This is a genomic window from Streptomyces sp. NPDC043996, from assembly GCF_056435225.1.
This window is the reverse complement of sequence record NZ_JBWKEY010000027.1, coordinates 1-10158: the sequence shown is the minus strand read 5'-3', so window position 1 is coordinate 10158 and position 10158 is coordinate 1. Positions and strand designations below refer to the sequence as shown.

Below are 10158 nucleotides of genomic sequence, written 5' to 3'. Positions count from 1 at the left end.
GCTGAGGGGCCCTGTGTCCGTCGCTCGCTGCCCGCGTGTCCGTGGCGCTGAGGGACCTCGCGTTCGACGGCTCGCTGGCCGCGTACCGGTGGCGCTGAGGGGCCTGGCGCCCGATCTGTGCTGGCCGCGTGCCAGCACCGCTGTGCGGGCGGCCCTGTGCCCGCCGTCCGCCGCCCACGTGCCCGTGGCGCTGAAGGGCCTGGTCTGTCAACGCTCGGCGTCCGTGTCCCCGTAGCGCCGTGTTTGCACCGCCCACACCGGTCGCGTCCCGGTCGACGCCGCGCGCCCCGGCGCCCGCCCCGCTCTCACCGGCCCCGTGCCCGCCCCGGCGGGCGGTGCAGGGCTCGGGGCCGGACACGCCGACGGCCGTGAAGCTGAGCGCGCTTCACGGCCGTCCGCCGGTGCGTTTCAGGAAGCCGGTGGCGGTGGCGGAGACGGGGGAGTGGTGTGACCCCCCGTGCCCTTGCCGTCGTCGGTCCCGGCCAGGCGATCCAGGGCATCCTTCGCCTTGTCCGTCCCTGTCTGGATCTTGGCGCTGTACTTGCCCTTGGTCTTGCCGTCGACCAGCTTCGCGGCCTTGTCCAGGCCCTGGTCGATCTTGTCCCCGTGCTGCTGCGCGAGGCCCGAGACCTTGTCCTTGGCAGGGGCGAGCTTGGCCTTCAGATTGTCCAGGAAGCCCATGGATCCACCTTCCCTCACGGGGGAGTCACTTGCGGGCGCCCTCACCGGCCTCGTTGTCGGCCGCCTCCTGAGCGGACTGCTGCTTGGGGATCTCCACGTTCTCCGTGGCAGCCGCTTCGGTGGTCTCCGCCGTCTCGTCCTCGGAGTCGCTCGACGCCTCGGCCTTGGCCTTGGCGTCGTTCTTGGTCTCGGCGGCCGCTTCGGCCTCCGTGGACTCCTCGGCCGCCTCCGGCTCCGCCGTGAGCGTGGCCGCTGCCGCCTCCTCGGTGCTCGCCTCGGACTTCTTACGACGGAACCGTGAAAAAACACCCATACCTACTCCATACGTTACTCGTGTGGGCGAAATCCCGCGCCGCCCGGTGCGTCCTGTTGCGTCGCCCGGGTGACCGGCCTCGAAACCGGCGGCCGGAACCTCGCAACAGGCAACGACCCCGGAGCCGCGTCGTCACGTAGCTCGTTCGGGCAGTCGCGAGGTGATTTGCGAGACTAGAGCGGTGAGTAGTGCAGCCCCCGCCCCGCGGGTCATCGCCGTCGTCGGGCCCACCGCGGCCGGAAAGTCCGATCTGGGAGTCTTCCTGGCGCAACGCCTCGGCGGTGAAGTCGTCAACGCCGACTCCATGCAGCTGTACCGGGGGATGGACATCGGTACCGCCAAGCTGACGCTCGCCGAGCGCGACGGCGTCCCGCACCACCTCCTGGACATCTGGGACGTCACGGAGGCGGCGAGCGTCGCCGAGTACCAGAAGCTCGCGCGCGCCGAGATCGACCGGCTGCTCGCCGAAGGCCGCTGGCCCATCCTGGTCGGCGGCTCCGGCCTGTACGTCAGGGGCGCCGTGGACCACCTGGACTTCCCCGGCACCGACCCCGCCGTACGCGCCCGCCTGGAGGAAGAGCTCGCGCTGCACGGCCCCGGCGCGCTGCACGCCCGCCTCGCCGCCGCGGACCCGGCGGCGGCCCTGAAGATCCTGCCCGGCAACGGCCGCCGGATCGTCCGCGCCCTGGAGGTCATCGAGATCACGGGCGAACCCTTCACCGCCAACCTGCCCACCCACGAGTCCGTGTACGACACCGTGCAGATCGGCGTCGACGTGGACCGGCCCGAGCTGGACGAGCGGATCACCGTACGCGTGGACCGCATGTGGGAGGCCGGTCTCGTCGAGGAAGTGCGGACCCTGGAGGAGCGCGGGCTGCGCGAGGGGCGCACGGCCTCGCGCGCACTCGGCTACCAACAGGTGCTCGCGGCGCTCGCGGGGGAGTGCACCGAGGAAGAGGCGCGCACCGAGACCGTGCGCGCCACCAAACGCTTCGCGCGCCGCCAAGACTCGTGGTTCCGCCGCGATCCGCGCGTGCACTGGCTCAGCGGAGCCGCCGCCGACCGCGGGGAACTCACCGGGCGGGCACTGGCGTTGGTCGAACGAGCGGTCACAGCCTGATCACGTGATGGCATCGGGACGCACCGCAGGTCATCTCGGCACCTGACGCCGTGCCATCATCGACCATCGATCGACCAGTGGAGTCCGAAGTGGGAGGGCGCGTGGCGATGGAGGCCAGCCCTCGTGACACCGCACATGACGGAGAGCGGCACACCGCTTCTGAGCGGCACACCGATTCTGATGGAGCGCGGCTCAGCTCAGACGGCCCGGACAGTCAGGCGGTCCCCCCGGGCGGTGTGACCGACGACGGCCCCTCCGAAGCGGAGCTGGCGACGGAGCCCGAGGTCGAGGTCGAGCTGCGCCCCCAGCGCAGGCTGCGCATCTGGCAGCTCGCCCCCATCGTGACCCTCGCCGCCGTCGGCTCCCTGATGTTCGCCTTCCCGCTCGCCTTCGAGTTCGGCGACGGGGGCGCCGTGGTCGCCATGCTCGGCCTGCTCATCAGCTCCTGCGCCGCGGGCTGGGGCATGATGGCCGCCCGCCGCGTCGGCTACACCTGGCCCGGCCTGCCCGAGCGCGGCTCGGGGCGGCGCCCGGACTGGCGGGTCGTCTCCGCGTACACCGTCGTCGTCGCCGCGGTCGCCGTGCTCGCGGTGTGGCGCGTGGCCCGGCTCCGCTGACGCGAGGCGCCCGGTCCAGGCCGCGGGAAGCCGCCGAGGACACTGCCCGGCCCGGTGTCGGACCCACCCCGTACGATCGAGGAATGAGCACGCCGATCGCCTTCCTCAAGGGGCACGGGACCGAGAACGACTTCGTGATCGTCCCGGACGCCGACAACGCCATCGAGCTGTCCCCGGCCACCGTCGCCGCCCTGTGCGACCGCCGCGCGGGCATCGGTGCCGACGGCGTGCTGCACGTCGTGCGCTCCGCCGCGCACCCGGAGGCCCGGCACCTGGCCGACGAGGCCGAGTGGTTCATGGACTACCGCAACGGCGACGGCTCCATCGCCGAGATGTGCGGCAACGGCGTGCGGGTCTTCGCCCGCTATCTCCAGCACGCCGGGCTCGTCGCTGAGGGCGACCTGGCCGTCGCCACCAGGGGCGGCGTGAAGCGCGTGCACATCGCCAAGGCCGCGACCCCCGGGGGCCCGGCCGGAGACGTCACCGTCAGCATGGGCAAGGCCGTGCTCCCCGAAGGCGACGTCACGGTCTCCGTGGCCGACCGCCACTGGCCCGCCCGCAACGTGAACATGGGCAACCCGCACGCCGTCGCCTTCGTGGCCGACCTGGCCCACGCGGGCAACCTCTACGAGGCCCCGCCGTTCAGCCCGGCGTCCGCGTATCCGGACGGGGTGAACGTCGAGTTCGTGGCCGACCGGGGGCCGCGCCACGTCGCCATGCGCGTGCACGAGCGCGGTGCCGGCGAGACGCGCTCGTGCGGCACGGGCGCGTGCGCCGTCGCCGTCGCCGCGGCCCGCAGGGACGGCCTGGACCCCACCGCGACCGGCACCCCGGTGTCGTACACCGTGGACGTGCTCGGCGGCCGCCTGGTGATCACGGAGCGGCCGGACGGCGAGATCGAGATGACCGGCCCCGCGGTGATCGTCGCCCAAGGCGAGATCGACCCGCGCTGGCTGGCCGGAGCGGCGCGCTGAACGCGTGCGGAACGACGGGCCCCGGGCCGTATGCCGCGTGTCCCGCGGACACTCCGCGCACCGTCCCGGACGCCGCGCACACGGCGCCCTCGGCCGTCCGCACACGCGTGAAAACGGTCGCAACGAGCGCCCGCGCCGTCACGACGGGGCACCCCCGTGTCGAAACAGCGCTCGCACCAGTCGAATCATCACGCGAAACAGCACTCCACAGAACTGTCGCTCGAATGGGTGATCCGTTTCACGCTCGGCGAGAGCGGGTCAGCACCGCGTGATGGGCTCGGTAGCATCAAGCACCGGCCCGGACGGAGCAGGCTGCCGTCCGCTCACCGCCGGTCGGAGCTGCCGGAGGTGCCCATGAGTGCGGAGGCGACGAATCCCGCGACGCCCGGCCCCACGACGCCCTCGGGTCCGAGCGCGGCACCCGCGGGCTCCACGGGCCAGCGGCGACGCTCCCGCCCCCGCCTCGACCTGCGCAGGCTCGGCCGTGCCGCCCTCCTCGGACCAGCCGCGCGCGGCCGCCTCCCGGACGCGATCAGCCATGTCGCCGAGGCCCACCGCGGCCACCACCCGGACGCCGACCTGGAGCCGCTGCGCCGCGCCTACGTCCTCGCGGAGTCCTCGCACCGCGGCCAGAAGCGCAAGAGCGGCGAGCCGTACATCACCCACCCGCTCGCCGTCACGCTGATCCTCGCCCAACTGGGCGCCGAGACAACGACGTTGACCGCCTCCCTGCTCCACGACACGGTCGAGGACACGGACGTCACCCTGGAGCAGGTGCGCGCGGAGTTCGGCGACGACGTCTGCTATCTGGTCGACGGCGTCACCAAGTTGGAGAAGGTCGACTACGGTGCGGCCGCCGAACCCGAGACGTTCCGCAAGATGCTCGTCGCGACCGGCAACGACGTACGCGTCATGTCGATCAAACTCGCCGACCGGCTCCACAACATGCGCACCCTCGGTGTCATGCGCCCCGAGAAACAGGCGCGCATCGCCAAGGTCACCCGGGACGTCCTCATTCCGCTCGCCGAACGGCTCGGCGTCCAGGCCCTGAAGACCGAACTGGAGGACCTGGTCTTCGAAATCCTCCACCCCGAGGAGTACGCCGAGGTCAAGGCCCTGATCACGGCGAAGAACAGCAGCGGCTCCGACCCCCTCGCGGACATCGCCGAAGAGGTGCGCGGCGTCCTGCGCGAGGCTGGAATCACCGCCGAGGTCCTCATCCGGCCCCGGCACTTCGTCTCCGTGCACCGCGTGCACCGCAAGCGCGGCGGACTGCGCCCCGCCGACTTCGGGCGGCTGCTCGTCCTCGTCACCGAGGACGCCGACTGCTACGGAGTGCTCGGCGAACTGCACACCTGCTTCACCCCGGTCGTGGCGGAGTTCAAGGACTTCATCGCCGTACCGAAGTTCAACCTGTACCAGTCGCTGCACACGGCCGTCGCGCGCGGCGACGGCGAAGTCGCCGAAGTCCTCATCCGCACCCACCTGATGCACCGCGTCGCCGAAGCGGGCGTCATCACCCTGCGCAGCCCGTACGCCCCGGCCCCTGAGGAGCAGCCCGCCGCCGACGGCGAGCGCGCCGACCCCACCCGGCCCGGCTGGCTCTCCCGCCTCCTGGAGTGGCAGCAGGCCGCGCCGGACTCCGACACCTTCTGGTCCACCCTGCGCGAGGACCTCGCCCAGGACCGCGAGATCGCCGTCTACCGCTCGGACGGCGGCACGCTCGGCCTGCCCGCCGGTGCCAGCTGCGTCGACGCCGCATACGCCCAGTACGGCGAGGACGCGCACGCCTGCATCGGCGCGCGCGTCAACGGCCGTCTCGCGACGCTCAGCACGGTCCTGCGGGACGGCGACACGGTGCAGCTGCTCATGGGCCAGGACCCGGCGTCCGGACCCTCACGCGAATGGCTCGACCACGCGCGCACGCCCGCCGCGCGGATCGCCATCCGGCGCTGGCTCGCCTCCCACCCGACGTCCGCCGTCGGCCAGCCCGCGGCCGGTGACCCGCCCCCGATGACGGTGCCCGCCGCCGCCAAGCGCCCGCAGGTGCCGGCGGCGCTGCGCCCGGTGGCCGCGAACGTGGTGGTCGACCGGGAGGGCGCCACCGTACGCCTCGCGGGCTGCTGCACCCCTGTCCCGCCCGACGAGGTCACCGGCTTCGCCGTACGCGGGGGCGTCGTCACCGTGCACCGCGTCAGCTGTTCCGCGGTGGCGCGCATGAAGGACGTGGGGCGCCCGGAAGTGGGCGTGCGCTGGGGGGACAGCGCCGAATGCCGGGTCACGCTGATCGCCGAGTCGTTCGGCCGGCCGCACCTCCTGGCCGACCTCACCGAAGCCATCGCCCTGGAAGGCGCCGCCATCATCTCGGCGACCGTCGAGCCCCCGAGCCAGCAGCGCGTGCGCCACACGTACACCCTGCAACTGCCGGACGCGGCCCACCTCCCGGGCCTCATGCGCGCGATGCGCAACGTGCCGGGGGTGTACGACGTGAGCAGGGCACAGCACCGGGCCACGGCCACGCCCTAGGAGCGCTATCCGATGCCTCCTAGGGAGCCGATGCCTCCTAGGGAGCGGAAAGCCCTCCCTAGGAGCATGCAACGGCCTGCTCAGGCGGTGTAAGGACGCGCTGAGGCATCCGGAGACCCCGCTTCCGACTCGTTCGGGTGGCACGGCGCGCGCCGTCACGGTGGGGAAGCCGCCCGCTGATAGCGGTAGTTCATGCTGCTCACCCCGCGCCCCCGGACGTCACGGCCGAAGGCCGTCCGCGTCGCCGTCGCCCTCCTCGCCACCGCCACCTCCGCGGCCCTGCTCGCCGCGAGCGCCCCGCAGCCGGCCACCCCGCTCGGCATCGGCGACCGGCTCTTCCCGCACCTGGGCAACCCCGGATACGACGTCCTGGCGTACGACATCGCCTTCACGTACGGCGGCGACAACCGCAAGCCGCTCGAAACCCTCACGAAGATCGACGCCCGCGCCACCGACCGCCTCGAGCGCGTCAACCTCGACTTCGCGCAGGGAAAGGTCCGCTCCGTCGACGTCAACGGAGTCCCCGCCTCCTTCGCCTCCAGCGGCGAGGACCTCGTCATCACGCCCCACGCGCGCGTGGAGCGCGGCCAGCGCATCGAGATCGCCGTCCGGCACACCAGCCATCCCGTCGGCGGGAAGGAGGAGGGCGGATGGATCCGCACCGCCGACGGCCTCGCCATGGCCAACCAGGCCGATGCCGCACACCGTGTCTTCCCCTGCAACGACCACCCGGCCGACAAGGCGCGGTTCACCTTCCGCGTCACCGCGCCCAAGGCGCTGACCGCCGTCGCCAACGGCCTGCCCCTCGCCACGAAACGCGCCCGGGCCACCACCACCTGGGCGTACCGCACCGAGCACCCCATGGCGACCGAGCTGGCCCAGGTGTCCATCGGCCGGTCCACGGTGCTGCACCGCACAGGACCGCGCCGGCTGCCCGTGCGCGACGTGGTGCCGACCAAGGGCCACGCCAAGCTGGAGCGCTGGCTGAAGAAGACGCCGGGCCAGATCGCGTGGATGGAGGGCAAGGTCGGCCGCTACCCGTTCGAGACGTACGGGGTGCTCCTCGCCGACGCCGAGACCGGGTTCGCGCTGGAGACGCAGACCCTGTCGCTCTTCGAGAAGCAGCTGTTCACGCGCCCCGAGTACCCCGAGTGGTACGTGGACACGATCATGGTGCACGAACTGGCGCACCAGTGGTTCGGCGACAGCGTCAGCCCGAGCACATGGTCCGACCTGTGGCTGAACGAAGGGCACGCCACGTGGTACGAGGCCCTGTACGCCGAGGAGAAGTCGGGCCACGAGCTCCGCACGCGCATGCGCGAGGCCTACCGGCACTCGGACCGGTGGCGCGCGGCGGGCGGCCCGCCCGCCGCGCCGAAGGAGCCGAAGCCGGGACAGAAGATCAGCCTCTTCCGGCCCGTCGTGTACGACGGCAGCGCGCTGGTGCTGTACGCCCTGCGGCAGCAGATCGGGCGGCCCGCATTCGAACGGCTTGAGCGCGCCTGGGTGCGCGCCCACCGCGACGGGAACGCGACCACCGCCGACTTCACGCGCCTGGCCTCGCACGTCTCGGGCCGGGACCTGGGCGCGTTCTTCTCCGCCTGGTTGTACGGCACCAAGACGCCGCCGATGCCGGGGCACCCGGACTGGACGTCGGAGGCGCCGGGGAAGCAGCGGCCCGCGCGGGCGGGCGGCGGCCATGGCACGGGCGGTCATGCCCACGGCGGTGGCGCTCACGGCGGTCATGCCCACGGCGGGGGTGCCCACGCCCATGGCGGGAGCGCGTATGCCCTCGACGCCGCTGGTCAGGGCCATGGCGCGGCCGGTGAGGGCCTCGGCGGGCGCGCTCCCCGTTAACCCAGGTGACGAGACGGGCCGTCCCGTGCAACCATCTTCAGGTCGGCGACGCGGCCCGTCAGGGACATCCCCTCGGGGAAACCTCAGGGGCGTTCCCGGCCGGACCGGGGAATCCCCGGGCGGCCGTGAGCGTTCTGACATGTGACGGGTGGCGCCGTCGCAGGCCGGGCAGCGCCGCTCCAGCGGTGCGGCAGGGCGGCTCAGGCCTCCCCAGTGCCTCCATATCGGATTCCCCATCGACGTAAAGGACCCAATGACCTCCTCTTCTTCCACTTCCCAGGACGCACAGAGCTTCGCGCAGAACCACCCCGAAGGTCTTCGGGCCGATGCCCTGATGGAAGAGGACGTCGCCTGGAGCCACGAGATCGACGGAGAGCGGGACGGCGAACAGCTCGACCGCGCCGAGCGAGCGGCTCTGCGCCGCGTAGCGGGCCTCTCCACCGAGCTCGAGGACGTCACCGAAGTCGAGTATCGCCAGCTCCGCCTGGAGCGCGTGGTCCTCGTCGGAGTCTGGACCTCGGGGACGGCGCAGGACGCGGACAACTCCCTCGCCGAGCTCGCCGCCCTCGCGGAGACCGCGGGCGCCCTCGTCCTCGACGGCGTCGTCCAGCGCCGCGACAAGCCGGACCCGGCGACGTACATCGGATCCGGCAAGGCCCTGGAGCTGCGCGACATCGTCGTCGAGACCGGTGCGGACACGGTCGTGTGCGACGGCGAGCTCAGCCCCGGTCAGCTCATCCACCTCGAAGACGTCGTGAAGGTCAAGGTGATCGACCGGACCGCCCTGATCCTCGACATCTTCGCCCAGCACGCCAAGTCCCGAGAGGGCAAGGCCCAGGTCGCCCTGGCCCAGATGCAGTACATGCTGCCCAGGCTCCGCGGCTGGGGTCAGTCGCTGTCCCGGCAGATGGGCGGCGGCAAGGGCGGCGGCCTCGCCACCCGTGGCCCCGGTGAGACCAAGATCGAGACGGACCGGCGACGGATCCGCGAGAAGATGGCGAAGATGCGCCGGGAGATCGCGGAGATGAAGACGGGCCGCGAGATCAAGCGCCAGGAGCGCAAGCGCAACAAGGTGCCCTCGGTCGCCATCGCCGGGTACACCAACGCGGGCAAGTCCTCGCTGCTCAACCGCCTCACGGGCGCGGGTGTGCTGGTGGAGAACGCGCTGTTCGCCACCCTCGACCCGACCGTCCGCAGGGCCGAGACGCCGAGCGGCCGCCTGTACACCCTGGCGGACACGGTCGGATTCGTCCGCCACCTGCCGCACCACCTCGTCGAGGCGTTCCGCTCCACGATGGAGGAGGTCGGCGAGTCCGACCTGATCTTGCACGTGGTGGACGGTTCGCACCCCGCCCCGGAGGAGCAGCTCGCCGCCGTGCGCGAGGTGATCCGCGAGGTGGGCGCCACGGACGTCCCCGAGATCGTGGTGATCAACAAGGCGGACGCGGCCGACCCGCTGACCCTCCAGCGGCTGCTGCGCACGCAGCGGCACGCGATCGCGGTCTCCGCCCGCACCGGCGAGGGCATCGAGGAACTGCTCGGCATCATCGACGCGGAACTGCCGCGGCCCGAGGTCGAGATCGAGGCCCTCGTGCCGTACACCCACGGCAAGCTCGTCGCACGCACCCACTCCGACGGCGAGGTGCTCTCCGAGGAGCACACCGCCGAGGGCACCTTGCTCAAGGCGCGGGTGCACGAGGAACTGGCGGCGGAACTGGCGCCGTTCGTTCCGGCGGCACACTGACGGTCGCGCTGAGCGCACCGCTCGGCACGCACGTACGCACATGGCGAAGGCCCCGCCCCCTGCGACAGGGGGCGGGGCCTTCGCCATGTGCGTACGTGCGTGCCGTGGGCGGGTGAGGCTTCGGCGGGCGCGTCCTTCTCAGTGATCCGTAAGGGCCGCTGAAGCCCTCACCGAGGTCTGCGCCGAGTCCCCGACTGGATCTCCCGCTGAGTCCCTCAATGAGTCCCTCACTGAAGGCTTCTCATCCTGAGTGCCACGCGATCTCGACGGCATGAACAGCGGCGACGGTTCGGCTGATGCGGCTGGGGCTGCAGCGGGCCTTGCGA

8 protein-coding genes are annotated in these 10158 nt (G+C 72.2%); 6 read left to right on the top strand and 2 right to left on the bottom strand.

Going from position 1 to position 10158, the window contains the following annotated elements; genetic code table 11:
- Positions 1 to 408: 408 nt before the first annotated feature.
- Together AC07A4_RS41075 and AC07A4_RS41070 are read right to left on the bottom strand one after the other, a co-directional pair.
- Positions 409 to 681, bottom strand: a complete 273-nt coding sequence (locus AC07A4_RS41075; protein ID WP_478609656.1) for an antitoxin — start codon at positions 679 to 681, stop codon at positions 409 to 411.
- A 25-nt stretch (positions 682 to 706) separates the two neighbouring features.
- Positions 707 to 994 (bottom strand): hypothetical protein, encoded by a 288-nt coding sequence (locus AC07A4_RS41070; protein ID WP_478609654.1) that lies wholly within the window; start codon positions 992 to 994, stop codon positions 707 to 709.
- 181 nt (positions 995 to 1175) lie between these two features.
- Between AC07A4_RS41070 and miaA the strand changes: the two genes are divergently transcribed.
- From miaA to hflX, 6 genes are all read left to right on the top strand, one after another.
- Positions 1176 to 2114, top strand: coding sequence for a tRNA (adenosine(37)-N6)-dimethylallyltransferase MiaA (gene miaA / locus AC07A4_RS41065; RefSeq protein WP_478609651.1), 939 nt, complete (start codon positions 1176 to 1178; stop codon positions 2112 to 2114).
- 107 nt (positions 2115 to 2221) lie between these two features.
- Positions 2222 to 2731 (top strand): hypothetical protein, encoded by a 510-nt coding sequence (locus tag AC07A4_RS41060; protein WP_478609649.1) that lies wholly within the window; start codon positions 2222 to 2224, stop codon positions 2729 to 2731.
- 83 nt (positions 2732 to 2814) lie between these two features.
- Entirely contained in the window at positions 2815 to 3705 is an 891-nt protein-coding gene (gene dapF / locus AC07A4_RS41055; protein WP_478609647.1) for a diaminopimelate epimerase, read from the top strand.
- Positions 3706 to 4059: 354 nt separating this feature from the next.
- The gene (locus AC07A4_RS41050; RefSeq protein ID WP_478609645.1) at positions 4060 to 6231 is read left to right on the top strand and encodes a RelA/SpoT family protein; all 2172 of its coding nucleotides are present in this window, start codon (positions 4060 to 4062) and stop codon (positions 6229 to 6231) included.
- A 192-nt stretch (positions 6232 to 6423) separates the two neighbouring features.
- Positions 6424 to 8088 carry a M1 family metallopeptidase gene (locus AC07A4_RS41045; protein ID WP_478609643.1) on the top strand — a complete coding sequence of 555 codons (1665 nt, stop codon included), beginning with the start codon at positions 6424 to 6426 and terminating at the stop codon, positions 8086 to 8088.
- A gap of 253 nt (positions 8089 to 8341) precedes the next feature.
- The gene (gene hflX, locus AC07A4_RS41040; RefSeq protein WP_478609641.1) at positions 8342 to 9832 is read left to right on the top strand and encodes a GTPase HflX; all 1491 of its coding nucleotides are present in this window, start codon (positions 8342 to 8344) and stop codon (positions 9830 to 9832) included.
- The last annotated feature ends 326 nt before the right edge of the window (positions 9833 to 10158 follow it).

Bases quoted from the DNA above. Each gene is read 5' to 3' on its own strand.
- hflX (WP_478609641.1), top strand. From the start codon at position 8,342: ATGACCTCCTCTTCTTCCACTTCCCAGGACGCACAGAGCTTCGCGCAG.
- AC07A4_RS41070 (WP_478609654.1), bottom strand. From the start codon at position 994: ATGGGTGTTTTTTCACGGTTCCGTCGTAAGAAGTCCGAGGCGAGCACC.
- AC07A4_RS41075 (WP_478609656.1), bottom strand. From the start codon at position 681: ATGGGCTTCCTGGACAATCTGAAGGCCAAGCTCGCCCCTGCCAAGGAC.
- AC07A4_RS41050 (WP_478609645.1), top strand. From the start codon at position 4,060: ATGAGTGCGGAGGCGACGAATCCCGCGACGCCCGGCCCCACGACGCCC.
- dapF (WP_478609647.1), top strand. From the start codon at position 2,815: ATGAGCACGCCGATCGCCTTCCTCAAGGGGCACGGGACCGAGAACGAC.
- AC07A4_RS41045 (WP_478609643.1), top strand. From the start codon at position 6,424: ATGCTGCTCACCCCGCGCCCCCGGACGTCACGGCCGAAGGCCGTCCGC.
- AC07A4_RS41060 (WP_478609649.1), top strand. From the start codon at position 2,222: ATGGAGGCCAGCCCTCGTGACACCGCACATGACGGAGAGCGGCACACC.